This is a genomic window from Alteromonas gilva, assembly GCF_028595265.1.
Taxonomy (GTDB): domain Bacteria; phylum Pseudomonadota; class Gammaproteobacteria; order Enterobacterales; family Alteromonadaceae; genus Alteromonas; species Alteromonas gilva.
This window is the reverse complement of sequence record NZ_JAQQXP010000001.1, coordinates 1038901-1063355: the sequence shown is the minus strand read 5'-3', so window position 1 is coordinate 1063355 and position 24455 is coordinate 1038901. Positions and strand designations below refer to the sequence as shown.

The following is a 24455-nucleotide window of genomic DNA, read 5'->3' as shown; positions in this document are numbered from 1 at the left end:
TGACAGTTCATGAAGCTTATCATTATCAGTGGTCGTTCGGGCTCGGGGAAGTCCGTTGCGCTGCGCGCACTGGAAGATCTCGGTTATTACTGCGTTGACAACATCCCGGTTAACCTGCTGCCGACCCTGACCCACACGGTAGCCGATGAATACGATCAAGTCGCTGTCAGCATTGATGTGCGCAACCTGCCAAAAGAGCCTGAGGATCTGGTTGAAATCCTCGATTATCTGCCCTCATCCTGGGCTATGACTATCGTTTATCTGGATGCCAGCGACGATATGCTGGTAAAACGTTTCAGCGAAACCCGCAGGCTTCATCCACTTGCCAAATTAAATATATCCCTGGCAGATGCCATCCAGGCCGAAAAAGATCTGTTAGCGCCGATTGTCGAGCGGGCCGATCTGTATATCGATACCGATCGCTTGTCGATTCACCAGTTAGCTGAGTTAATTCGTGAGCGTATTCTGGGTAAAAAAAGTTCGCGGTTGGTACTGGTATTTGAATCCTTTGGTTTTAAACATGGTATCCCCAAAGACGCCGATTATGTCTTTGATGCACGGTTCTTACCTAATCCACACTGGGAGCCAGACCTAAGGCACCACACCGGCCTGGATTCACCCGTTGAAGCTTTTCTCGGTTCACAGCCCATCGTCACTAAGTTTATCTGGCAAATTCAGAATTTAATCACCACCTGGCTGCCGCATTTAGAGCGGAACAATCGCAGCTACGTAACCATTGCCATTGGCTGTACGGGTGGTCAGCATCGCTCCGTATTTGTAGCTCAGTCATTAGCAAAACTGTTCGCAGATAAGCATCCGGATGTGCAAATCCGTCACAGGGAGTTGAACCGATAATGCGTGTAGAGAAAACCCTCACAATCGTTAACAAGCTGGGCCTGCACGCGCGCGCAGCCACCCAGTTAGTGCAATTGGCTAATCAGTTTGATGCGCAGATTACCCTCATTAAAGGCGAGCAGGAAGCCAATGCCAACAGTGTACTGGGCCTGATGCTCATGGAAAGCCACCAGGGTGAGCAGGTCGATGTGATCAGCGAAGGTCCTGATGCCGAAGCCGCCATGCAGGCTGTCGAATCGCTGATCGCCGGGCGCTTTAACGAGGCTGAGTAGCAGGGAGTCGTCACTCCCTGTGGTTTAACGATAGGCGTCAATATACGCCTGAATTTGCCGGTCCAGAAGAGCCAGTGGCAGCGCCCCATTCCCCAGCAACTGTTGATGAAACTCACGGATATCAAACTGATTACCCAGCGCCTGCTCGGCGCGCTCACGTAATTCAAGTATTTTTAGCTGGCCCATCTTGTACGACAACGCCTGGCCCGGCCAGGAAATATAGCGGTCCACTTCGGCGCGCACGTTGGCCATCGATAATGCGGTATTAGCCGCCAGATAATCGATTGCCCGGGCCCGGCTCCACCCTTGCGAGTGAATGCCCGTATCGATAACCAGTCGACACGCTCGCCACATTTCATAGCTTAACCGGCCAAAATGCTGATACGGCGTTTCGTACACGCCCATTTCAACCCCTAAGCCCTCAGCATATAACCCCCACCCTTCACCGTAGGCACTTAAATATAAGTCACGACGAAAGTCGGGGACATTTTGCAGCTCCAGCGACAGTGCGTTTTGTAAATGGTGCCCCGGAACCGCCTCATGTAGCGTTAACGCCACCATTTCGTAGAGCGGACGTTGGTCGAGGTTATGTGTATTCACCCAGTAAGCACCGCCACGAATGCCGTCTAAGGGCGCGGAGTTGTAGGATGCTGTAGTGTAATTTGGGGCAATTTCCTTGGGTACTTCGACAATACCATAGGGTTGTCGGGGCAACGTGCTAAAAAACTCCGGCAGCCGGTATTCAATTTTTTTGGCAATAAACGCAGCTTCTTTCAATAGTGCCTCGGCACTTTGTGGGTAAAACTGTGGATCGGTGCGCAAAAAGGCAGTGAACTCGTCCAAACTGCCGTTAAAACCAGCCGCCGCCATTTGCGCCTGCATAGCTTCCCGCAAACGCTTAACTTCAGCCAGACCTATCTGATGTATGCGTGCCGGATCGCGATCTTCTGTGACGTACTGACGAATTGCATGGCGGTAATACGCCTCGCCATCAGGCAACTGCTGCGCGCCCAGACTCTGGGTAGCAGCATTTAAGTAATCCCCTTCAAGAAAGGTAGCCAGGCGGTCAAGGGCCGGTAACGCATGCGCTTTAATCGCTGAGCGCCCCGCTTCACGTAACTGCAGGTGCCGGGCATTACTGAGTGTGGATGGAAGCTTTGTAAAGGGTTCATACAAGCTGGTTTGGGTTGGATCTGACACCACCAGTGCCCGGACAGTCGGGGCAACGCCCTCAACCACTACTTTGGCATGCACAAAACCATCATCGATCCCCTCGCGCATATTGGCGATGTTTTCATCAATATAGCGCTCGATATCCTTAATACGCGCAATATAGGCTTCGATATCCGCCTCGGTACGCATCGACAGCCCTTTGCTGGCGCCCAGTGCCCGGCTCCAGAACGAATAGAACGTGTTAAACGGAATGCGCTGTAAATTGAGCTGATTTGCTTCGATACTGTTAACCAGTAACCAGCGCAGTAAAGCGTGATTTACTTTGTCGGTGGCGCTCAGCGCTTGCGTATTAATGCTATCAAGTTTAGCGACCAGCGCCTCTTCAGTGCGCAAACGACGCGCCCGATCTGATGCGGTAACACCCGGCAAACGGTTACGGTAAGATGCGTGACCAAAGCGGGCAGCAAGTATGGGATCTTCTGCCAATTTATACTGCCAGTGCTGTTCGATAATACTGGCAAGGCGGGCGCTGTTATTCTCCGTCGTCTTTGTCAGCGACGTGGCCGGTTCAGACGCCTTCGCAGCGTGGTTTGAAACCGGGGTAGACTCACACCCCGTCAATCCGGCCAATACCAAACAAGGCAATATCCAGACTATTTTAATATTGCTGAAAAAATAACAGACTCGGTGTCGCATTGGTGCTCCTGGCTCAAAACTTTCTTGTGCGTTAACAAAGTATTACTGTAGCACAGCCCCCGGCGAAGCAATAAAAAAGCCCGTCAACAATAGGGTAAATTGCATTGCGCCCTGGGTATATCTATTAGGGCTTGATCGATTGCCCGCTCATTGAGGACATATAAAGGACTGTTTGTTTGCCCACCAGGGCCACTTTATGCCACCCACTATTTTAACCGGGGTTGTCAGCCGTGATTATTCATCAGCGCTAGCCGGAGCAAGATTTAAATTTAACTACGGTATTAAACATTACAATTTCTATGCCTTTTAGGTCTAAATCTGATTTATAAAAAGACAAGATGGAATAAAAAAGTCTATCACTGAGCGCTTAAACCATGACAGAATCGCACCACTGAGTTACCCTTGTATTACTTGCCAAAATTCCAGGAAGATTAGGTGGCAGACGCCCTCGAAGCAAAATCGGCACGCGGCCAATTACGCGATATAAACCAGGCACTTGCCGAAGGTAGATTTGTATCCGTTAGAAAGCAGCTACATGAAATGCCCGCCAGTGACGTAGCGCTTATTCTGGAGTCCAGCCCAACGAAAACCCGTGATGATTTGTGGGAATTACTCGACAGCGATTTTCACGGCGATGTAATAGAAGAACTCTCCGAAGAAGTGCGTAATGGCATCATTGCCAAAATGATGCCGGCTAAAGTTGTCGATGCGCTTGAGGATATGGACACCGACGATCTCGCTGAGACGCTGTCCAGCCTGCCGGATGAAGTGCTACAGGACGTATTACAATCGATGGATGCTCAGGACCGCCAGCGCGCCGAGCAGGCCATGTCTTACGGTGAAGAAACCGCTGGCTTTATCATGAATACCGATACCATTACGCTGCGGCCTGAGGTGTCGATAGATGTGGTACTGCGTTATCTGCGCCTGAAGGGCGAACTGCCGGAAAATACCGATACCTTTTATGTAGTCAGCCGCACCGACAACCTCGTGGGGATTGTTCCGGTGTCACGCTTGCTGACCACCGATCCGGAGGCCCGGGTCGTCGATGTGATGGAGGAAGAGCCCGAAGCGATACCGGTGAACATGCCCGACGATGAAGTTGCCAGTATGTTTGAACGGTATAACTGGTTGTCAGCACCCGTGGTCGATGACAAACACCGCCTGGTAGGGCGTATCACCATTGACGATGTCGTCGATATTATTCGTGAAGATGCTGAACACTCGATGATGAGTATGGCTGGTCTCGATGACGAAGAAGACACCTTTGCCCCCGTCCTGCAAAGTACTAAGCGGCGCTCAGTATGGTTAGGAGTAAACTTGCTGACCGCACTGATGGCAGCGGCAGTGAGTGATCTCTTTGAAGCTACGTTAAGTCAAATGGCGGTATTGGCTATTCTCAATACTATTGTGCCAAGTATGGGCGGAGTAGCGGGTAACCAAACCCTGACCCTGGTCATTCGTGGTATGGCCCTTGGCCATGTAAATCAATCTAACTCCCGCTGGTTAATCACCAAGGAGTTTGCTATTGGTTTATTAAACGGCGTGATTTGGGCTGTTTTAATTGCCTCCGTTATTGCCGCCTGGAAACAGGATCTTACGCTGGGAATTATTATTGCCTTTGCGATGCTAATGAATATGATAGCAGCCGCGGTATCAGGCGCCACCTTACCCATTATTATGAAAAAGCTACGCATAGACCCGGCATTGGCTGGCAGTGTTATTCTGACCACCATTACCGATGTCGTCGGTATCTTTGCCTTTTTAGGTACCGCCACCCTGTTCTTAGTGTAGTGCTATTTTATTGGAAATTAGATTAACCTGAAACGGTAACCGCATACTGATGCGCCAGGTGTGTTTTGTGTATTGAAACACGCAGCGGCGTTGTGTTGATGCTTCAAGGAGATAATGAATGGTAATAACCCGGTCTATGTTACTGGCAACTGTTGCGGTGTTGGGCCTAAATGCTTGTCTCTCGCAACCGAGCGAAAAAAGCAGCCCGGCCAACACCCCGGAGATAAGTTCCACCGAACCAAAGGTACAGGCCACCGAAACGCCTGGATCTGAACAGGATCCCTACCTGTGGTTAGAAGAAGTCGAAGGTGAGAAAGCCCTTAACTGGGTGCGCAACCAAAACCAGCGCACCCTGGCAGAACTTCAGGCTAATCCGGTTTACGCCGACCTGGAAGCTAAGGCTCTGGAGGTAGTTAACTCATCAGAACGTATTCCATATGGCACTATCCGCGATGGTTATTTATATAATTTCTGGCAGGATGAAACGCATGTACGTGGGCTGTGGCGTCGCACTACGCTCGCCAGCTACGCAACCGAAGTGCCAGAATGGGAAACTATCCTCGACTTCGACAAATTGGCTAAAAGCGAAGATAAAAACTGGGTATACAAAGGCGCTAACTGTTACACCGCACAAGCAAAAGCCGATTATAAATGCCTGGTAAGTTTATCCAATGGTGGTAAAGATGCCGTGGTAATCCGTGAATTTGACCTTGCCACCAAACGCTTCGTAACAGATGGTTTTACCTTACCTGAAGCCAAATCCAGCGTGGCCTGGGTTGATTACAATACACTTCTGGTGGCAACCGACTGGGGTGGTGATGGTACTACACTGACCGAATCAGGCTATCCTTCCACGGTGAAACGCTGGCAGCGAGATACACCGCTGAGCGATGCCACACTTATGTTCAGCGGCAAAAAAACCGACGTTGGCGTATTCCCTTATACCCAGGAACGTGACAATGGCACCCGCCTGGAAGGGGTTGTGGTCGCCCCCACCTTTTTTACCCGCGAGAACTACATTTTCCCGCAAGGTGGTAATGATGCAGTTCGTTTACCCCTTCCTGAAAAGTCCGATATCGTGGGGTTATTTGAAGGGCAACTGATATTTACTATCAAACAGGACTGGACCGTAGAAGCCGGTGGCACTGCCACTCACTTTTCAACCGGTAGCCTGCTGGCGATGCCGTTTACCGGCAAACCTGACATTACAGAGTCAGGCATGCCAGAAGTGATATTTGAGCCAAACGACCGTCAGGCCATTGAAGGTGTCTCCATGACCAAAGGCCAGCTTTTGATGACCCTGAGCGACAACGTCGTCGGCAAGGTTTTTGCCATCACCCGAGCTAATAGCGATTGGCAATTGGAACAACTCGATCTACCTTTCAATGGCACCCTGTCGGTCTCCTTTGCCGATAAGGATGAAGCAACCGTACTGATTAATTACGAGGGGTTTCTCACGCCCGACTCATTAATGAGTTACTCGCCACAAAACGGCGAAATAAAAACGTTAAAGCGTCTGCCTGGGTGGTTTAACGATGACGATCTGGTGGTAGAGCAAAAAGAAACGAAGTCAAAAGATGGCACACTCATCCCGTTTTTTGTAATCCACAAAAAGGGCATTAAGCACGACGGCAAAACACCAACGCTGATGTATGGCTACGGCGGCTTCCAAATATCCATGCGTCCAAACTACAGCGGACTACGGGGAAAGCTCTGGCTGGAACGCGGCGGCGCATTTGTATTAGCCAATATTCGCGGCGGCGGTGAGTTTGGCCCCAAATGGCATCAGGCCGGCCTGAAAACCAATCGCCAGGTGATTTATGACGACTTCATCGCGGTAGGCGAGTGGCTGATTGACCACAAGCTGACCTCTCCCCAACATCTGGGTATACAAGGCGGCTCCAACGGTGGGTTACTAATGGGTGTCATGCTCACCCAGCGTCCGGATCTCTGGAACGCCGTAATTGTGCAGGTTCCGCTGCTCGACATGCTGCGGTTTCATCTCTTGCTGGCCGGTGCCAGTTGGGTGGGCGAATATGGCTCTCCTGATGTGCCGGAAGAGCGTGCATGGCTCGAAAAAATGTCGCCGTATCATAATTTCGATGCCGACGTTGATTACCCGGAACCCTTCTTTGTTACCTCCACCAAAGATGACAGGGTGCATCCTGGCCACGCACGCAAAATGGCCAAACTATTTGAAGCCACCGGCAAGCCATTTTTGTACTACGAGAACATTGACGGTGGTCACTCAGCGGCGGCGAATCAACAGGAAAGTGCAAAACGGGCGGCACTTGAGTTTACCTACTTAACTGAAAAGCTTATGACGAAAAGCACTCACTGAGCGCCTTAAACGTTCAACACCGTCTGTTTACTGACAGACGGTGTTTTGCTGTGAACCGGTTATTCATTCGGACTGGCTCTGTCCTTTCTGCACACCAGGCTTTTTTGTATTTTATGCGGTTTGAACCATCTCCAAACTCGCGCTGTTAAACTTGTAGCCCACGCCCCAAACTGTTTCTACCAAATGGGCACCGGCCCTGGTTTTGTTTAGCTTTGAACGCAAACGATTAATATGACTGGCCACTGTGTGTTCAAAGCCACCATAGTGATATCCCCATACCGAAGAGAGTAATTGCTCACGCGAGAACACCTGGTTCGGATGACTGGCTAAAAAATGCAACAATGCGAATTCCTTAGCCGTTAAGGGTAGCACCTTGCCGTCTACTTCCGCGCGATGGTAGCTATTGTCGATAGCAAAGCCACCAATTTTTACCGGTTGCTGCATCGTCCGGGATTTATTCTTTGTCAGTTCAGCCCGGCGCAACTGAACGCGCACGCGGGCTTGTAACTCGGCGGGGTTAAACGGATATTCAATATAATCCTGTGCCCCCAACTCCAAACTCATTATTCGCTCAGCGTCACAGCCCTGACGGGCAACAACAATAATGGCGCAATCCGGCGCGTCACGCTGAAGTTGTTGAATCGTCTCATAGTGATTGGCAAGTCGCGAAAAGCTGTCGAGGATCACCACCGGATACTGCTGCTGTACACAGCGTTTAACTGCCTGTTCAGTAGCACCGGTCACATCACATTCAGCGCTCACCCGCTCAATGCAGGCAACGAGTGAGCGGCTCTTAGTGCGGTCATTGCTAATAACTAGAATCATTCCTTCTCCGTTCAGCGATTTCCCCTCAGCCAGCGCTGAGGGAACCTTACATCTGCTAAACAGACCGGAAAGACTTCATATTTATTACGCAATTAACCCTGCTGTTTATTGCACCCGCGTAATTGTTACTTTAACCGCTGGGTTATCAAAACGGTGCGCACTTGTCAGCACTGACATCGTTAAACCGTCCTGAGCAGAGACAACCCCGGGATGAAAACTCACTACATCTGCATCATCGCGCGCACTGTTGAAACCTTCACCGCCATCAGCCGGTCCCGGAATAGTGCCAGCAGCCTCCGAGTTAGCTTCGGTACCGGCATCCAGAACAGGTAACAGCACAGTCATGCTGCCGTTCAGGGCTAAATCAGCCAGGGCGTGGCCGCTTACGCCGGCAAAGGCGTCATTGGTGTTTACAAACATTGTTGCCACACTGATAAACGACTCAGCCTGATCCGTGACCGTTACCGTCAGCGTGTCACTCATACCCGGCCCAATCGGTTGCGCGCCCGACACTGTTGCATAAAAGCTTTCATCGCCAATAAAGTCGCTGTTGTCGCCGCCCTCAGCGAGCACTTCAAGTGCCACCGAGGCAGCTTCACCCAGGGTCCATAAGGTCCTATCATCGTGTAATGCAATGCCCACAGGTGATAAGGGCTGGCCCTTAGTCAGGTTCTGTACGGTAATATCATAGCTATAGGAAACGGGCGCCGGCTCAGGAACGGGTTGGCTCGGGTTGTTGCTGTCACTACATGCGCCGAGCGCCAAACAACTCAGGCCAATCGCTGACAGTGATAATCGCTGTTGTAATAGCATATGACCTCCTATTCCGATACCGTTACAGTAACCCTGGCCACGGGATTTAACCAACGCTGCACAGTGTTAGACACATCACTCATACCACCCTCGGCATCATCATCGCCCAGGTTACCAGGGTGGATATGTACGGTGTCATTGGTAATTTCGGCGGTGACACCACTACCGCCCGTGCCCACTAAATCTTCCAGTGGCGGCGGTACAGGTAAACCAGGAACACCCGGCGCGCCGCCGCCGCGAATTTCATCATTGGCTTCAGTGCCAGCATCATAGGCGTTGATATAGATGGTATAAGTACCGGCTTCTGTGGGGATCTCCCAGCTATTAAGACCAATAAACCCATCATTGGTTGGCAACATCATTGCCACAATCGATAACGCAGTATTGGTATCTGCAGTAGACAGCGTGGTACTAGTTGTCGCCGTTGGCATTAATAAACCGCCTGCCGGGTTAATGACATTGTCAGCGCCCATGGCCTCGGTGGCCTCAGCCAGACCGGTGATGTTGCCACCTTCTGCCATTTCCTGTAATTCGGCACTTGCTGCCTCGCCAACATTGAACAATTGCTGCCCGGGCGTGTGGGCCGCGATAAGAATGGGCGTAAAATAAATACCGCGAGTTAAGTTCTGCACTGACACTTCAAGCTCTGCGGCGTGCAGAGCGGGCGCTATGGCGGTGACACCGGCAGCCAATAATACGGATGTAAGTTGTTTTATTTTCATGAGCTTTCCTTTACCTTTCTGCTAGCTATCCAGCAATGCGTTGCTGGCGACGCTTTGATTAAAATCAGTCACATCGAACACGTCACAGCAACGAGCGTGTTCGACCTTGCAGATTAATTTTGCGTGGCAAAACTCGCGAAAGTATCACGAATAGTTCACATTTTTTAAGCCGCGCGGATTCGTTACGGCGCAGTTGGTAGTTGGCAGTCAGAGGTTCGCGGTTAAGCAGGGCGACGAGTCAGATAAACAAGCGGGGAGCCAAATCTAATCCGTGATTGCTCAGTAATGGCAATAAAAAACCGGCTGAGAGGCCGGTTTTATTCGTTGTGAAATACTGCTACCAATAAAATTATTTAATAATTTTAAGGTTTGGCTTACCGCGATTTTTAGGCGGCGTCTGGGCAGGTACTTCAGTATCCTTTTTGACTTCTTCGACTGGCGGTGGCGGCTCGCTTGCTGAACTGTCTTCAGACAAGGCTTCAGCTTCGCTTGCAAAGACAGTCCCTGCGCCGTTTTCACGGGCATAAATTGCCAGTACTGCTTCACATGGCATGCTTAAACTGCGAGGCTGACCACCAAATCTGGCCTGAAACGATATACCGTCTTTGTCCAGATAAAAGTTCACACAAGCCGATGGCGAAATATTCAGTACTATCTGGCCATCTTTGACAAACTCTTGTGGCACATCAACCAGACTATTTGTGGCATCCACAACAATATAGGGCGTTAAATCATTATCAACAATCCAGTCGAAAAATGCTTTTAACAAATAGGGTTGGTTAGACGTCATTTGACTCATAATGGATTATGAATTTCACGTTCCTGATCGGTCAGCGAAGCTTTGAACGAGCTACGCGAGAAGATCCGGTTCATGTAAGCAAGAATATCGTTCGCACCTGCACCCGTCAGTTCAATGCCAAGGGCCGGTAAACGCCATAACAGAGGAGCCAGGTAGCAATCAACGAGACTGAATTCTTCACTCATAAAGTAAGGCATTTCGGCAAAAACCGGCGCCAGACTCAGCAGTGCTTCGCGCAGATCATTGCGCGCTGTCGCAACATCACCTTCACCGCGGAAAATTTGCGCAGCCAGACTGTACCAGTCCTGTTCAATGCGATGCATCATCAAACGGCTCTGTCCGCGTGATACCGGATAAACTGGCATCAGAGGTGGGTGAGGAAAACGCTCATCAAGGTATTCCATGATGATATGAGACTTATACAGCACTAACTCACGATCAACCAGCGTTGGTACGGTTCCGTAAGGATTAAGATCCATCAGATCTTCAGGCAGTTTAGTGGGATCAGTGTAGCTAATCTCTACGCCGACGCCCTTTTCGGCCAATACAATACGCACCTGGTGACTGTAGATATCAATCGTGTCTGAGAACAACGTCATTATTGAACGCTTATTCGCGGCTACGGCCATTCATTCTTCTCCGAAATACATTAAACGATCTTATCCGGACAACTATCAGCCACCCGGATTAAAGTAAAAAGGGGGCGAGAAGCCCCCTAGCAAACATTATACTATAAAACAGTTGCGATTAGTGCACGTCTCGCCAGAATTCTTTCTTCAGCAAGTAAACAAACACAAACAGCACCAGGATAAACATTAATACCCATTTGCCCAGCGCCTCAGACTCAAGACGGAAGGGCTCGCCGGTGTATTCAAGGTAGTTAACCAGATCGAGTACGGCTTGATCGTACTCGGCAGCACTCATACTTCCGTCACCATCACTTTTAATACCAACCTGACGAGTAACCATTTCACCGTCAACCATCGCTTGCTCTGTCGCTTTGCGCGGCGTGCCTTGCAGCGGCTGTAACACGTGCGGCATACCTACTTCAGGAAAGACCGTATTGTTAACGCCGAACGGACGTGACTCATCAACATAAAACGAACGCAAATAGGTATAAATCCAGTCTGCACCGCGAACCCGGGCAACCAGGGTCAGATCCGGTGGCGCGGCACCAAACCACTGGGCGGCAGATTCGGCTGGCATAGAACGTTCAATGTAGTCCGAGACTTTGTCTCCGGTGAACTGCAGGTTTTCCTGTGCCAGCTCTTCCGGAATACCCAAGTCGTTAAACGTACGCTGATAACGCTGATATTGCTGACCATGACAGCCCAGGCAATAGTTCATGAACAACTTCGCACCACGCTGTAGCGAGGCTTTGTCGGTCAGATCGTAGTTAGCTTTATCAAGGTGAACATTACCACCAGCGGCTATCGCCATTCCCGGCAACAACAACGCCAGAATACAGATTATTTTTCTCATTTAGGGATCCTCTCTGGTACAGGCTTGGTGGTTTCATTTTTGCTGTAAATAAACATCAGAATGAAGAAACCGAAATACATGACCGTTAAGATCTGTGAAGCAGTTATCTTCCAGTTCTCCTGCGGCGTACCACCTAAGTAACCCAGGAAGATAAAGACAATGGCAAACACAATCAGATTGAGTTTGTGCAAACCACTGCGATAACGCCAGGACTTCACAGTACCGCGGTCAAACCAGGGCAACAGGAACAAGAAGATAATGGCGCCAAACATAGCAATAACACCAAACAGCTTGTCAGGTACCGCTTTAAGAATGGCGTAGAACGGCGTGAAATACCAAACAGGGAAGATATGCTCCGGTGTTTTCAGCGGGTTAGCAATTTCAAAGTTTGGATGCTCAAGGAACTTACCGCCCATTTCTGGCGCAAAGAACATAATGTAGGTAAAGCCAGCCAGGAAAATACAAAACGCGACCAGATCCTTCAACACAATATGCGGGAAGAACGGCAATACATCATCAGCTATATCGTACTTGCTGGTGTAATATTCATGGATCTCAAATTTGGTTTTTTCTGATTCAGGCAAACTGCCTTTCTTGTGTTTAATCGCAATGCCGTCAGGGTTGTTTGAACCCACTTCGTGTAATGCGATGATGTGCAGGAACACTAAAATAACAATCACCAGCGGCAACGCTATTACGTGCAACGCAAAGAAGCGGTTCAGGGTAGCGCCGGAGATAACATAATCACCCTGTATCCATTGCACCAGATCGGGGCCGATGACCGGAATGGCACTAAACAGCGACACGATAACCTGCGCCCCCCAGTAAGACATCTGTCCCCAGGGCAGTACGTAACCCATGAAAGCTTCGGCCATCAGCGCCAGATAAATCAGCATACCGAAGATCCAAAGCAATTCGCGGGGCTTCTGATAGGAGCCATAAATCATACCGCGGAACATGTGCAGATAAACCACAATAAAGAACGCCGACGCGCCGGTACTGTGCATGTAGCGGATAATCCAGCCATAGTCGACTTCACGCATAATGAATTCAACTGAAGCAAAAGCGCCTTCTGCAGTGGGGTTAAAATTCATGGTCAACCAAATGCCGGTTACGATTTGGTTGACTAACACGATAGTGGCCAGGAATCCGAACACATACCAGAAATTCATGTTTCTGGGGGCTGGATACTGGATAGCATGCATGTTGGCGACACGCATTACAGGAATACGTGCTTCAATCCAGGCTAAAAATGCTTGCATGTTACGCAACCTCCGCTTCTGAACCAATGATCACTGTTGTGTCATCAACAAACTGATACGGTGGCACAACCAGATTTAATGGCGCCGGTACGTTTTGAAACACGCGACCCGCCATATCAAATTTTGAACCGTGGCAGGGGCAGAAAAAGCCTTCAGGCACGCCTTCTACATACTCTTCGAAGGCACCATCTTTAAGGTGCTGTGGAGAACAGCCCAAGTGAGTACAGATGCCAACCAGAATAAGATATTCTTTTTTAAGTGAACGATACTGGTTTTGTGCAAAAGCAGGTTGTTGTTCGTTTTCTGAGGCAGGGTCACGTAACTTGTCTTCGTGCTCGCCTAACTCGGCAAGTATCTCAGGGGTACGACGTACAATCCATACCGGTTTACTACGCCACATAACACGCACCAACTGACCAGGCTCAATTGCACTGATGTCAACTTCTACATCAGCACCGGCCGCTTTGGCTTTTGCACTCGGATTCCAGGACGCAACGAAGGGCACTGCTGCACCTACTACACCCACACCACCTACAACCGATGTCGCAACGGTCAGGAACCGGCGACGCGGATTGTCTTGCGGTTTGTCATCACTCAGCGCAGACTCTTTTGCATCTACAGATACATTGCTCATCCACTTTTCTCCAGGTTTTGGATAATATGAAAACCCGCCAACACGCTTGGTAAGCGCATTTAACAGGTATTCATTAAACTTGTCGTGCCCACCGCCCCTGACTTGTTAGGCAAAGTAGCGATTTCACACGAAAGATTGTCATTATTTTCGACCGAAAATGATAAAAGAAAACCCCCTCAAAACACAAGGAATTAGTGGAATTAACTGGATAAATATTTGTAAGTTTTCGACTCCAATCATTAGCTTGAGACTAAAGTCCTGGTTAGTTACCCGTTATTGCACTAATTATTTACATTAATTTATCACAATAGCACCCTTCGTGCTTATCTGACGCTGTAATGTTGTTTTCGCTGTCAGTTTCGATGATTAACCGTTGTACACTCAATACGGCAAACTATAGCACTTCAGACCAATTAACAGGCATAAAAAAACCCGGTAATAACCGGGTTTTTGATATCGTAAAACGTATTAACGTTTTGAGAACTGTGGACGCTTACGCGCTTTATGAAGACCCACTTTCTTACGTTCTACGCGACGTGCGTCACGTGTTACGAAGCCTGCTTTACGCAGTGCCGGACGAAGTGTTTCATCATATTCCATCAGTGCACGGGTAATACCGTGACGAATAGCGCCTGCCTGACCATTTGTACCACCACCAACAACGGTGACGTACAGGTCAAACTTTTCAGTCATTTCAACCAGTTCTAGCGGCTGACGAACAACCATGCACTCGGTTTCACGACCAAAGTACTCGTCTAGAGCACGTTTGTTTACTGTAATGTTTCCTGTACCTGGACGCAGGAATACACGAGCAGTAGAACTTTTGCGACGGCCTGTGCCGTAATATTGAGTATCTGCCATGTGATAAGCTCCTTAAATGTCCAATACTTGAGGTTGTTGTGCAGTATGCATGTGTTCAGCACCTGCGTAAACTTTCAGCTTACGGAACATTGCACGACCCAAAGGACCTTTAGGCAACATACCTTTAACCGCTTTTTCAAGAACCATTTCTGGCTTGTGAGCGAGTAGCTTCTCAAAGTTAGTCTCTTTAAGACCACCAGGATAACCAGAGTGAGCGTAGTACATTTTACCCTTCGCTTTGTTACCGGTTACCGTAATTTTATCAGCATTAACCACTACGATATAATCACCAGTGTCAACGTGAGGTGTGTACTCAGGCTTATGCTTACCACGTAAACGCAGTGCGATTTCTGAAGCTAAGCGACCAAGAGTTTTGTCTGTGGCGTCTACCACGTACCAGTCACGTACTACCGTTTCTGGCTTTGCAACAAAAGTTTTCATTTTTAAATTTCACCCGAAAATAATTCGTCGTTACTTGATTTAAACCAGTTTTAATTCATATAAAACCACTCTAAACCACCTAAAATCAATGTGATGACCCCTTCGAGTCCGTTGATTCTTCCGCCTTCCCACAGGCGGGTGTAACTGGGCAGGGCGCGAATTATACAGGATTTGCACAAAAAGCGAACCCCAATGTACAAAAAAATATAATTGGCCTAATCACCTTCTATACCCTAATCTACTGGTTTGGCCTGTTGTGATATTAGTGAGTTATGCTATCGATACGTCTTTACAGTGTAATGTTGTTGCTTTTAGCGAGCATGAAGGCCAATAGCGACCCACAGGAAGTTATTTTTACCCGCGCCTTTGCCGACAAAGACTATGGCCACTATCACGTCAGTATACTCAAGCGAATCCTCGAGTTAACGCCCGAATATGGCAACGCCATCGCGCTCCCCCACCCGCACCCAATGCCGCAGGCCAGGCAAATTCTGAAACTGCAAAATGGCGAAGCACATATCATGTGGAGCGCCACATCTGACCAGCGCGAGCAACAGCTTTTGCCGGTTCGGTTTCCGCTTTTGCAGGGCCTTGCGGGTTATCGTGTATTAGTGATTAACGCGTCCCGTCAGGACCAGTTCCCCGCCACAATGACTTTTGAAGCATTGCAAGGCTACGTTGGAGTTCAGGGTGATGACTGGCCCGACTTAAAAGTACTGCAACATAGCGGGCTAAAAGTAGAAGGAGCGCCATGGAGCTTGTGGTTCACAACGATGTTTACGTCCGTAGATAAAGGCCTGGTCGACTATTTTCCACGTAATGTCATTGAGGTGTTTAACGACTTGGAACGCCACCAACAAAAACATATAGCGCTCGAACAGAACTGGCTGATACGTTATCCAAGTTATGAGTATTTCTTTGTTTCCCCCAAATACCCGGCGTTGGTGGCACGCTTGTACGAAGGCCTGTACATAATGTTAAAAAATGGTGAACTGCAGCAGTATTTTGAAAAACAACCGGGTTATCAAAGTGCCATGACGCTGGCTACCGCAACTGACAGGCAGCACTTCGAACTGGACAACCCCAACCTCACGGTGACGTTTGAACAACCGTTATGGACAGTCGACCCTCGCCCCATGGAAACCTATCTTCAACGCCAGCAAGATCTCAGGACGCCTTAGTCTCATCAGCTTTAACCTGTTGCCACAACGCCTCCAGCTCGGCAAGTTCGAGCCCGTACAAGCTTCCATGGCGGGCCGTTGCAAGGGCTTCCACCTGACCAAAACGGCGACTAAATTTAAGACTGGCACGGCGCAGCGCGGCGTCCGCATCCACCTGACAATGTCTGGCAACATTAACCAGCGCAAACAACGCATCGCCTATTTCTGCTTCCAGGGCAGCATGGTTTATTTGTTTGACCGCTAACTCAGCCTGAATTTCATCGATCTCTTCGCGAACCTTGTCTAACACCGGCGCAAAATCCGGCCAGTCGAACCCAACACGGGCGCACTTTTTCTGGATTTTTTGCGCATACATCAGGGCTGGCAAACCAGTGGGTACGCTATCGAGCAAGGCCGCAGGTGCGGGCTTACCGCCACTTTGCTGTTGGCGCTCGGTGGCTTTTATCGCTTCCCACTGTTCAGCGAGCTTTGTCTCATCGGTCATTGCCCTGGCAAAAACATGTGGGTGGCGACGGACCATTTTGTCGCTAATGGCATTGGCAATAGCAGTAAAATCAAACAGCTTTTGCTCGGCACCAATTTGCGCATAAAACACAATCTGAAACAGCAAATCGCCCAGTTCATCCTTAATGTCATCCGGTGCATTGCGTTCAATGGCGTCTACTGCCTCGTAGGCTTCTTCTAATGTATAACGGGTTAGCGACTGCATGGTTTGCTGCACGTCCCAGGGACACCCGCCGTCAGGAGAGCGCAGCCGCGCCATGATCGTCAGCAAGCGCTCCAGCGCACCAGCGGGATCAATTGGTTTTGCGTCTGACATCGACAATATCCTTTAACTGTCTCAGGTTATTAATCAGACGGGTTAAGCTGGCCACATCTGACACTTCTACCGAGATCGCGATAAGTGCCGTTTGATGGCGTTTGTCACTCAGGCTGTTGACGCCCAGCAGGGCCACCCCTTCATTGGCCAGCACGGTGGTAATATCACGCAGTAACCCGGTACGGTCATTACATTCTATATCAAGATTTACCTCGTACCCCACATTGAGATCCTGCGACCAATTCACTTCAATCTGGCGTTCAGGGTGTTGGTTGAGCAGATGCTGCAGTTGATCACAGGTTTCTTTGTGAACACTCACCCCACGGCCCTGGGTGATGTACCCTAATATGGCTTCTCCCGGCACCGGATGACAACAATTAGCCAGCTGACTCATTAGGTTACCTACGCCCTGCACCACCACACTATCGGGCTTATTATTGCCTCTGGCCGCTTTACGGGTTTTTAATTTAGGGCTGAGTTCTATCTCTGGGGGCGGCGCCTGAATTTGCTGTAAATAATGCACCACCGACATCACGCGTACATCGCCGGCACCAATAGCAGCGTGCAGTTCATCTACCGAGGGCACATTAAACCGCTCACAGGCATCACTGGCCACTTTGTGAGATAACCCGGCGCGGTGCAACTCACGTTCGAGGAGTTCTTTACCTGCCTGCTGGTTTTTCTCTTTATCCTGTTTCTTAAAGAAGCTGTGGATTGTGGCGCGGGCTCGTGACGAATGTACATGGCCAAGCCCCGGATGCATCCAGTCGCGGGAGGGGTTGGCTTCTTTGCCCGTGAGTACATCCACCTGGTCACCGCTTTGCAACTGATAGGTAAACGGCACTATGCGGCCATTAACTTTAGCGCCAATACACCGGTGACCTACATTGCTGTGGATATAATAGGCAAAATCAACCGGTGTCGACCCCTGAGGTAAATCAATCACGTCGCCACGGGGAGTAAAGACATAAACGCGATCGTCAAATACCTGGCTGCGTAATTCTTCAACCAGGTCACCGGATTCGGCCACTTCTTCCTGCCACAAGAGGATTTTACGCAGCCAGTTAATACGCTCATCGTACCCTGACACCTTACCTGTGCTGCCTTCCTTATATTTCCAGTGGGCCGCGACTCCCAGCTCCGCATCCTGATGCATTTTCTGCGTTCGGATCTGAATTTCCACCGGTTTGCCTTTGGGTCCGAGAATAACCGTATGAATAGACTGATAGCCATTGGCCTTAGGCGTTGCAATGTAGTCGTCAAATTCTTTGGGGATATGCTTAAAGTGGGCATGTACGGTGCCCAGCGCGGCGTAACAATCCTGCAGCCGCTCGGCGATGATGCGTACCGCCCGAATATCAAACAGTTGCTCAAAGGTCAGGTGTTTTTTCTGCATCTTTTTCCAGATGCTGTAAATATGCTTGGGTCGGCCATACACCTCTGCTTCGATACGCTCGTTATTCAGCAGTGTTTGTAGCTCCTCCACCATACTATCGATATATTCTGCCCGCTCGCGCCGCTTGCCATCGAGTTGCTGAGCAATTTGTTTGTACGTTTTGGGGTGCAAATAACGAAAAGCGAGATCTTCTAACTCCCACTTAAGCTGACCGATTCCCAAACGGTTAGCCAACGGCGCATAAATGGTTGCACACTCGCGCGCCACCATGACACGGGTTTCTTCGTCAGCCTTTTTGACCTGTTGCAGTGCACAAATCCGCTCAGCCATCTTAATGACGACAGCACGCACATCTTCCACCATCGCTAACAGCATGCGGCGTATGCTGTCGATGTGCTGCTCATCCGGCGCCGACAATTTACTGTCAGATTGCTTGCGGTTATGCAGCATGCGAATGGCTTCCATTCGCCGCACACCAATAATCAGCTGTTCTATTTCTTCGCCAAAGTTTTCCAGTACCTGGGCATCGGTTAATTCATGCTGCTGACAATAAGGGTAAACCAGCGCTGCTTGCAGGGTCACATCGTCCATATTGAGCTGATGGAGTATTTCCACCATCTCCTGCCCCACTAACAGTTTGTCGGGCATATGCGAGATGTCACGTAACTTCTGTGCCGTGGTATCGGATAAGTTTAAGCTCGCCAACCACTTTTCAAATGGCGGGCGTTTTTCCCCATGCGCAGTTCTGGTAGATACCATTTTTACCTCTTACCCCTGATACTGCCTTTATATTCCAGCAATGCCATCAATTCAACATGTTGGGTATACGGAAACATTTCCATTAAGCCGCTTTGTACTAACTGATAGCCAGCCGCCAAAAGCACCGCAAGATCCCGGTTAAAGGTTGCCGGATTGCAAGATACGTACACGACTTTCTTCACCTTGCTGCGCGCGATGTGTTCACACGCCGCTAACGCGCCTTCCCGCGAGGGATCGAGCAACACTTTATGGTAATTTTTTATCTCAAGAGTAGCCAGCGCAGCGGCGTCACTGAGATCGGCTGCGCACCATTTTATGTTTGTGATGCCTTGTTTCCGGGCAGTTTGTTGCCCTCGTTGCACCATCGTAGCGATGCCTTCCACGGCGGTCACCTGCTTGCACCGTTTAGCCAGCGGCAGGGTAAAATTGCCTAATCCGCAAAACAAATCCAGCACATGATCGTCGGCAGCCGGTGACAACCAGTCCAGGGCCTGCTCTATCATGGCCAGGTTTACCTCGCGGTTAACCTGCACGAAGTCTTCGGTGCTTACCGTTAACTTAAGTTGCTCAGCGGTATCACAGTAAAGTGCGGGGGTTGGTTGGTACACAACCTCGGCAGTATCGCCTAAATCAAGGGTAAGCGTGAGCTGATGCGCCTCAGCAAAGGCCTGTAACTTTTGCCGATCGTCGGCGCCGGGCGAGCGGGTACAGCGCAACGTGACACCAATTCCATTATCGGCGTTGAGCAAACTGATATGTCCCAAATGAGTTCGGCACAGCAACCCTTGCACTAACTGATGAAGCGGCGGTAACAGTTGGTTGAGACTGTCGTGCAACACCGGGCATTGTTCAACATTTACTATCTTATCGCTCTGCTGCGACCGATACCCCAAAGCCAGCGGCTTACCTTTGCGCGCATCAATGGCCAGGCGGGTTTTACGCCGGTAACGGGGCTGAGGGCTACTAATGGGCACCGTCCAGTGGATACTCTCAAGCTTATGCTGGCGCCGCATTTGACTGTCCAGCGCTTCCTGTCGCCAACCCAGCGCGGCATGCGGTGTGACATGTTGCAACTGACAACCGCCACACTGCGTATACAGCGGGCAAAACGGCTGCTGGCGTTCATTTACCGGCTCGACAACCCGCTTAACATGCCCTTCCCACAATTGTTTTTTTTGTGCCGTCACCGTCACTTCGCACACTTCACCCGGCAATGCCCCGTCGACAAACAACACCGGCTTATGATTACGGCATACACCGCGGCCGCGGGCATCCCAGGCATCTATGGTTACCGTGACGTTGCTGGCCTGGTGCGGTTTTCCTCGCTTACCGGGCTTGTTATTCTTGCCGTTGTTGTAAAAGCTGACCATCGCCGTCGTCCAGGTTGTTAAGCGGTTTCCAAAATAACAGTGGCTACTGCGTAATGCTGTTCATCCGACAGCGACAAATGCGCCCGGACTATTCCCCGACATTCGCATTGACGGGCAAATTCACCGTCAAACGCTAATAGCGGCGCGCCATGTTCATCGTTACTTACGCTCAGCTGTTGCCAACCAATGCCCCGACCAATACCCGTACCCAGCGCCTTGACGGCGGCTTCTTTGGCAGCAAAACGTTTTGCCAGATAGCGGACAGGTTGCGTATGCGCAACAAAAATAGCCCACTCGGCATCGGTTAACACCCGACGCGCCAAGCGGTTTGACTGGGGATCTTCCCTTTCGAAGCGGGCAATTTCAACAATATCGGTACCCACGCCGGCAATGGCCATGGCTGACTCCTGCGCTTAAGAAAACTGAGCTTGTAAGCGGGCTTCCTGCATCAGGCGGCGCATATCAGCAACCGCCGTATGCAAGCCGTCAAAGGCAGCGCGGGCAATAATGGCATGGCCAATATTAAGCTCAATGATTTGCGGTATGGCCGCAATAGGCTTGACGTTATGGTAATGCAAACCATGGCCGGCATTCACTTTAAGGCCCAGTTGATCGGCATACTCTACGCCACGACGAATTTGCGCCAAATGAGCCAGTTGCGATGCTTCGTTGGTTGCATCGGCATAATGGCCGGTGTGAATTTCAACAAAAGGGGCTCCGGTTGCTTTGGCCGCATCGAGCTGACGCTCATCGCCATCAATAAACAAGGAGACTAAAATATTCGCTTCGGCAAGACGCTGGCATGCTTCGCTAACACGACTGAGGTTACCGGCTACATCCAGGCCACCTTCGGTGGTCAGCTCGGCGCGTTTTTCGGGAACCAAACAACAAAAAACAGGTTTCACCTGCTCAGCGATACTGAGCATTTCGTCGGTCACCGCCATTTCAAGATTGAGTCGGGTATTGATTGTTTGGGCCAGAATAGTCACGTCACGGTCTTTAATATGCCGGCGATCTTCACGTAAGTGCACGGTGATCCCGTCGGCACCAGCGCGTTCGGCTATGTCTGCAGCATGCACCGGATCGGGGTAAGACGTACCACGGGCATTGCGCAAAGTGGCGATGTGGTCAATATTGACGCCAAGTAGAATATCTTTCATTAACAGAGCCTAAAGTTAAGTTACCTGAATTGTACCAGCGAATCAGCGTGAGGCCAAAAACAGCTCCCTGCTTTTCAACGGTTTATCACCAACAAAAGGGTGCAGTGCAATGCGGCACAAACGTTTGGCAGCCGGTAAGCTTTGCTGGTTGAATATACCGTCTTGCAGCAATAACAGTTCACTGCCCTGAAAACTCAGGCGCGAGGGTTGTTTTACCGCACAGAATCCAAGTTCCGGAATTAACTCATAATGCAAGGCTGGCTCCAGCGGCTGCTCGGTTGCCGCGTCAGTGGTAAAGTCGGGCATCACCCCCAGCTCCTGCAGCAACGCCAGTTCATACTGGCGTAGTACCAGCGCCGGACTGTGCGGCGTTTGTTGAAGCCCGGCCAGGGTTTCGCCATACCGGCCATACAACTCAGGCGTCTCCACGGCGTTAGGCAGCACACGATTAGTTAATTCATTGACATATAAAGCGCAATACAACGCCTCGCCGACGATAGTATTCATGGGGCCAGCCGCTTCAAGTTGACTAAGATTTTTTAAATCCGCTTTGCCGCTGAGTTGAATACGCAGCGACTGAAACGGCTGCAATAAACTGCGCCGGTCTGATTTTGCACTGCGCACCCCCCGGGCAACGGCACTGACCCGCCCCAGCTCAAGGCTGAAAAAATCAACAATGAAACTGGTTTCCCGATACGGTCGGCGATGCAGTACATAGGCATTAAGCCAGCCTTGAAGCATAGTAAGCTCTCGTTAAGCGCGTTTAATTCTGACCACTTTCATTTGCTCAAAGTCCATACCGGCAATTGATTCTACCATGGGGTAGTAGGTCATGTTGACTCTGGCACCGGTTAACCCCTGATAATGCTTAGTGCGTTTAAAAACAAAAGGCACATCGACATTTTCTATCATCACTGTGTGACGCACCCACTCGCCTTCTTCCCGTTGCACGTGAGAGACGACTTTGACATTTTCACTGTGAGTGAGTTGCTGATGGCGCTTAAGTAATTTATCTACCGTCATAAGGGGCGAGAGCCTCGACCAATAATTGTAACGATTCACGTCCCCGATAATAATTCACATCGAGTTGATACGCCAACTGCACGTGTTTTATCGACGCATCCGGCCATACCTCGGTATCGACATTGAACGCGATGGCATCAAACTCTTCGCCACTGTCAGGGTGAGCCAGCACCATTTTTAAATGACAATCGCCGACAATGCGCTGGTCAATAAGCCGAAAATCACCGTCGAACAAAGGTGGATGAAAACCTTGCCCGAAGGGACCTGCCTGGCGCAACGTTTGCGCCAGCGGTAAGTTTAACACGTCGGCGTCAAGCGGTCCGTCACTTAAGATCACGTTTGGATCATCAGCCTGCTCCAGCGCCTTGCTCACGTGGGCGGTAAAGGCTTGCGTGAATGCGCTAAGGTTAGCAAGGGGCAACGACAAACCGGCAGCGGCGGCGTGTCCGCCAAACTTGTCAATAAGACCCGGCGTCGCCGTGCTCACGGCTTCCAGTATATCGCGAATATGCACGCCGGCAATTGAACGTGCCGACCCTTTGATGGTGGTATCGTCCTGGCGTGCAAACACAATAGTCGGGCGCTTGTACTCGTCTTTTAAGCGCCCCGCAACAATACCAATAACGCCCTGATGAAAGCTCTCGTCGTATAACACAATGGCCTCTGGTGGTGCGCTTTCGTCAAGACGAATACCGGCCAGCACCTCCTGCGCCTGTTGCTTCATTTCCTGTTCAATGGTGCGCCGCTGCTGATTAAGCCGGTCGAGTTCGGTTGCTCTGGCACGGGCTTCCATGGGATCGCTGCATACCAGGCACTCTATGCCCGCCGCCATATCATCAAGGCGTCCGGCGGCATTTAACCGTGGCCCAACAACAAACCCTAAATCGGTGGCACTAATGCGTTGCGGGTGCCGCTTGGCTACGTCCAGCAAAGCGGTGATGCCGGGTCGGCAACGGCCAGCACGGATGCGCTGAAGCCCCTGATGCACTAAAATTCGGTTATTTTGATCAAGCGGTACCACATCAGCAACGGTGCCCACCGCCACGATATCCAGTAAATTGGCTAAGTTTGGCGCGGGCGTACCACGCTCATCAAACCAGCCACGTTGTTGCAAAGTTGCCCGCAGGGCCAGCATTAAATAAAAGGCAACGCCAACGCCAGCCAGATTTTTGGAGGCAAAACGACAGCCGGGTTGATTCGGATTAACTATCGCGGCGGCAACAGGCAGGGTTTCGCCAGGTAAATGGTGATCGGTAATAATTACGTCCATGCCCAGCGCTTTGGCGCGCTCGACTCCCGCGTGACACGAAATGCCATTATCTACCGTGATAATCAGTGGAGTACCGCGTTGGCCAGCCAGCTCGACTATCTCCGGCGACAGCCCGTAACCAAAGTCAAACCGGTTAGGCACCAGATATTCCACCGCGGTGGCGCCCATTTGGGCCAACGCTAACAGACACAGTGCGGTGCTGGTTGCGCCATCTGCATCGAAGTCGCCGATAATGGTGATGGGTTTACGGTGAACAATCGCATTGGCAATATGCTCTGCGGCTTCTTCGCAGCCCAGTAGGTCACGATAATGCAGCAGCGCCTGTGCATTCGTAGTTAACTGTTCAGTAGCGCTAATATCACGGCCACGATAAACTCGCTCAATAACCGGATGCAAATTTGCATCAAATGCCGCGGCTAATGACCGGCGACGGATTGGTAATCCCATAATGTACTTTTATTATCGAAATGTGGTTACGAAAATGGCGCTGCCCGAACACGAACTGC

The 24455-nt window shown here is 50.3% G+C and carries 24 protein-coding genes; 5 read left to right on the top strand and 19 right to left on the bottom strand.

What is annotated here, in order from left to right; translation table 11 throughout:
* Positions 1-9 precede the first annotated feature (9 nt).
* Complete coding sequence (rapZ, locus tag OIK42_RS04690; protein ID WP_273638760.1) at positions 10-855, top strand: RNase adapter RapZ; 846 nt, start codon at positions 10-12, stop codon at positions 853-855.
* A complete protein-coding gene (locus OIK42_RS04685; protein ID WP_273638759.1) occupies positions 855-1127 on the top strand; it encodes an HPr family phosphocarrier protein in 273 nt (90 codons plus the stop codon). Before rapZ ends, OIK42_RS04685 begins: the two co-directional genes overlap by 1 nt.
* Before the next feature lie 24 nt (positions 1128-1151).
* Here the strand turns inward: OIK42_RS04685 and OIK42_RS04680 are convergent, their stop codons facing one another.
* A complete protein-coding gene (locus tag OIK42_RS04680) occupies positions 1152-2996 on the bottom strand; it encodes a DUF885 domain-containing protein (RefSeq protein WP_273638757.1) in 1845 nt (614 codons plus the stop codon).
* A 435-nt stretch (positions 2997-3431) separates the two neighbouring features.
* On the opposite strand from OIK42_RS04680, the gene mgtE reads away from it, so the two are divergent.
* Together mgtE and OIK42_RS04670 are read left to right on the top strand one after the other, a co-directional pair.
* Positions 3432-4790, top strand: coding sequence for a magnesium transporter (gene mgtE / locus OIK42_RS04675; RefSeq protein ID WP_273638755.1), 1359 nt, complete (start codon positions 3432-3434; stop codon positions 4788-4790).
* Between the two features lie 118 nt (positions 4791-4908).
* Complete coding sequence (locus OIK42_RS04670) at positions 4909-7131, top strand: prolyl oligopeptidase family serine peptidase (RefSeq protein ID WP_273638754.1); 2223 nt, start codon at positions 4909-4911, stop codon at positions 7129-7131.
* A gap of 111 nt (positions 7132-7242) precedes the next feature.
* Here the strand turns inward: OIK42_RS04670 and OIK42_RS04665 are convergent, their stop codons facing one another.
* The 10 genes from OIK42_RS04665 to rplM form a co-directional block, all read right to left on the bottom strand.
* Entirely contained in the window at positions 7243-7956 is a 714-nt protein-coding gene (locus OIK42_RS04665; protein ID WP_273638752.1) for a response regulator transcription factor, read from the bottom strand.
* A 105-nt stretch (positions 7957-8061) separates the two neighbouring features.
* A complete protein-coding gene (locus tag OIK42_RS04660) occupies positions 8062-8769 on the bottom strand; it encodes a spondin domain-containing protein (RefSeq protein ID WP_273638750.1) in 708 nt (235 codons plus the stop codon).
* Positions 8770-8777: 8 nt separating this feature from the next.
* Positions 8778-9491, bottom strand: coding sequence for a spondin domain-containing protein (locus OIK42_RS04655; protein ID WP_273638748.1), 714 nt, complete (start codon positions 9489-9491; stop codon positions 8778-8780).
* 349 nt (positions 9492-9840) lie between these two features.
* A complete protein-coding gene (locus tag OIK42_RS04650) occupies positions 9841-10290 on the bottom strand; it encodes a ClpXP protease specificity-enhancing factor (RefSeq protein WP_273638747.1) in 450 nt (149 codons plus the stop codon).
* The gene (gene sspA, locus OIK42_RS04645) at positions 10287-10919 is read right to left on the bottom strand and encodes a stringent starvation protein SspA (RefSeq protein ID WP_273638745.1); all 633 of its coding nucleotides are present in this window, start codon (positions 10917-10919) and stop codon (positions 10287-10289) included. The genes OIK42_RS04650 and sspA overlap by 4 nt, the downstream gene beginning before the upstream one ends.
* A gap of 118 nt (positions 10920-11037) precedes the next feature.
* Positions 11038-11772, bottom strand: coding sequence for a cytochrome c1 (locus OIK42_RS04640; protein ID WP_273638744.1), 735 nt, complete (start codon positions 11770-11772; stop codon positions 11038-11040).
* Positions 11769-13034, bottom strand: coding sequence for a cytochrome b (locus OIK42_RS04635; protein ID WP_273638742.1), 1266 nt, complete (start codon positions 13032-13034; stop codon positions 11769-11771). The genes OIK42_RS04640 and OIK42_RS04635 overlap by 4 nt, the downstream gene beginning before the upstream one ends.
* A 1-nt stretch (position 13035) precedes the next feature.
* Entirely contained in the window at positions 13036-13668 is a 633-nt protein-coding gene (petA, locus tag OIK42_RS04630; RefSeq protein ID WP_273638741.1) for a ubiquinol-cytochrome c reductase iron-sulfur subunit, read from the bottom strand.
* Between the two features lie 468 nt (positions 13669-14136).
* Positions 14137-14529 (bottom strand): 30S ribosomal protein S9, encoded by a 393-nt coding sequence (rpsI, locus tag OIK42_RS04625; RefSeq protein WP_273638739.1) that lies wholly within the window; start codon positions 14527-14529, stop codon positions 14137-14139.
* Positions 14530-14541: 12 nt separating this feature from the next.
* The gene (rplM, locus tag OIK42_RS04620) at positions 14542-14970 is read right to left on the bottom strand and encodes a 50S ribosomal protein L13 (RefSeq protein ID WP_273638737.1); all 429 of its coding nucleotides are present in this window, start codon (positions 14968-14970) and stop codon (positions 14542-14544) included.
* A 272-nt stretch (positions 14971-15242) separates the two neighbouring features.
* On the opposite strand from rplM, the gene OIK42_RS04615 reads away from it, so the two are divergent.
* Entirely contained in the window at positions 15243-16151 is a 909-nt protein-coding gene (locus tag OIK42_RS04615) for a transporter substrate-binding domain-containing protein (RefSeq protein ID WP_273638735.1), read from the top strand.
* Here the strand turns inward: OIK42_RS04615 and mazG are convergent.
* From mazG to recJ, 8 genes are read right to left on the bottom strand one after another with little or no spacing between them, the layout of a single operon-like run.
* On the bottom strand, positions 16138-16971 hold the full coding sequence (gene mazG, locus OIK42_RS04610) for a nucleoside triphosphate pyrophosphohydrolase (RefSeq protein WP_273638734.1): 834 nt from the start codon (positions 16969-16971) through the stop codon (positions 16138-16140). The genes OIK42_RS04615 and mazG overlap by 14 nt on opposite strands.
* Complete coding sequence (relA, locus tag OIK42_RS04605; RefSeq protein WP_273638732.1) at positions 16949-19126, bottom strand: GTP diphosphokinase; 2178 nt, start codon at positions 19124-19126, stop codon at positions 16949-16951. The genes mazG and relA overlap by 23 nt, the downstream gene beginning before the upstream one ends.
* A 2-nt stretch (positions 19127-19128) precedes the next feature.
* Positions 19129-20496 carry a 23S rRNA (uracil(1939)-C(5))-methyltransferase RlmD gene (gene rlmD, locus OIK42_RS04600; protein WP_273638730.1) on the bottom strand — a complete coding sequence of 456 codons (1368 nt, stop codon included), beginning with the start codon at positions 20494-20496 and terminating at the stop codon, positions 19129-19131.
* Positions 20497-20513: 17 nt separating this feature from the next.
* Entirely contained in the window at positions 20514-20894 is a 381-nt protein-coding gene (gene acpS, locus OIK42_RS04595) for a holo-ACP synthase (RefSeq protein WP_273638727.1), read from the bottom strand.
* 15 nt (positions 20895-20909) lie between these two features.
* Positions 20910-21656 (bottom strand): pyridoxine 5'-phosphate synthase, encoded by a 747-nt coding sequence (gene pdxJ, locus OIK42_RS04590; protein ID WP_273638726.1) that lies wholly within the window; start codon positions 21654-21656, stop codon positions 20910-20912.
* Between the two features lie 42 nt (positions 21657-21698).
* Positions 21699-22397 carry a DNA repair protein RecO gene (gene recO / locus OIK42_RS04585; protein WP_273638724.1) on the bottom strand — a complete coding sequence of 233 codons (699 nt, stop codon included), beginning with the start codon at positions 22395-22397 and terminating at the stop codon, positions 21699-21701.
* A gap of 12 nt (positions 22398-22409) precedes the next feature.
* Positions 22410-22679, bottom strand: coding sequence for a hypothetical protein (locus OIK42_RS04580; protein WP_273638722.1), 270 nt, complete (start codon positions 22677-22679; stop codon positions 22410-22412).
* On the bottom strand, positions 22666-24396 hold the full coding sequence (gene recJ, locus OIK42_RS04575) for a single-stranded-DNA-specific exonuclease RecJ (protein ID WP_273638720.1): 1731 nt from the start codon (positions 24394-24396) through the stop codon (positions 22666-22668). The genes OIK42_RS04580 and recJ overlap by 14 nt, the downstream gene beginning before the upstream one ends.
* Positions 24397-24455: the final 59 nt, after the last annotated feature.

Coding starts and splice junctions, on each gene's coding strand:
- OIK42_RS04635 (WP_273638742.1), bottom strand. CDS start 13,034: ATGCAAGCATTTTTAGCCTGGATTGAAGCACGTATTCCTGTAATGCGT.
- OIK42_RS04650 (WP_273638747.1), bottom strand. CDS start 10,290: ATGAGTCAAATGACGTCTAACCAACCCTATTTGTTAAAAGCATTTTTC.
- recO (WP_273638724.1), bottom strand. CDS start 22,397: ATGCTTCAAGGCTGGCTTAATGCCTATGTACTGCATCGCCGACCGTAT.
- OIK42_RS04685 (WP_273638759.1), top strand. CDS start 855: ATGCGTGTAGAGAAAACCCTCACAATCGTTAACAAGCTGGGCCTGCAC.
- rpsI (WP_273638739.1), bottom strand. CDS start 14,529: ATGGCAGATACTCAATATTACGGCACAGGCCGTCGCAAAAGTTCTACT.
- recJ (WP_273638720.1), bottom strand. CDS start 24,396: ATGGGATTACCAATCCGTCGCCGGTCATTAGCCGCGGCATTTGATGCA.
- OIK42_RS04665 (WP_273638752.1), bottom strand. CDS start 7,956: ATGATTCTAGTTATTAGCAATGACCGCACTAAGAGCCGCTCACTCGTT.
- rlmD (WP_273638730.1), bottom strand. CDS start 20,496: ATGGTCAGCTTTTACAACAACGGCAAGAATAACAAGCCCGGTAAGCGA.
- relA (WP_273638732.1), bottom strand. CDS start 19,126: ATGGTATCTACCAGAACTGCGCATGGGGAAAAACGCCCGCCATTTGAA.
- mazG (WP_273638734.1), bottom strand. CDS start 16,971: ATGTCAGACGCAAAACCAATTGATCCCGCTGGTGCGCTGGAGCGCTTG.
- OIK42_RS04680 (WP_273638757.1), bottom strand. CDS start 2,996: ATGCGACACCGAGTCTGTTATTTTTTCAGCAATATTAAAATAGTCTGG.
- OIK42_RS04670 (WP_273638754.1), top strand. CDS start 4,909: ATGGTAATAACCCGGTCTATGTTACTGGCAACTGTTGCGGTGTTGGGC.
- rplM (WP_273638737.1), bottom strand. CDS start 14,970: ATGAAAACTTTTGTTGCAAAGCCAGAAACGGTAGTACGTGACTGGTAC.
- pdxJ (WP_273638726.1), bottom strand. CDS start 21,656: ATGAAAGATATTCTACTTGGCGTCAATATTGACCACATCGCCACTTTG.
- acpS (WP_273638727.1), bottom strand. CDS start 20,894: ATGGCCATTGCCGGCGTGGGTACCGATATTGTTGAAATTGCCCGCTTC.
- rapZ (WP_273638760.1), top strand. CDS start 10: ATGAAGCTTATCATTATCAGTGGTCGTTCGGGCTCGGGGAAGTCCGTT.
- OIK42_RS04640 (WP_273638744.1), bottom strand. CDS start 11,772: ATGAGAAAAATAATCTGTATTCTGGCGTTGTTGTTGCCGGGAATGGCG.
- petA (WP_273638741.1), bottom strand. CDS start 13,668: ATGAGCAATGTATCTGTAGATGCAAAAGAGTCTGCGCTGAGTGATGAC.
- OIK42_RS04615 (WP_273638735.1), top strand. CDS start 15,243: ATGCTATCGATACGTCTTTACAGTGTAATGTTGTTGCTTTTAGCGAGC.
- OIK42_RS04580 (WP_273638722.1), bottom strand. CDS start 22,679: ATGACGGTAGATAAATTACTTAAGCGCCATCAGCAACTCACTCACAGT.
- OIK42_RS04660 (WP_273638750.1), bottom strand. CDS start 8,769: ATGCTATTACAACAGCGATTATCACTGTCAGCGATTGGCCTGAGTTGT.
- sspA (WP_273638745.1), bottom strand. CDS start 10,919: ATGGCCGTAGCCGCGAATAAGCGTTCAATAATGACGTTGTTCTCAGAC.
- OIK42_RS04655 (WP_273638748.1), bottom strand. CDS start 9,491: ATGAAAATAAAACAACTTACATCCGTATTATTGGCTGCCGGTGTCACC.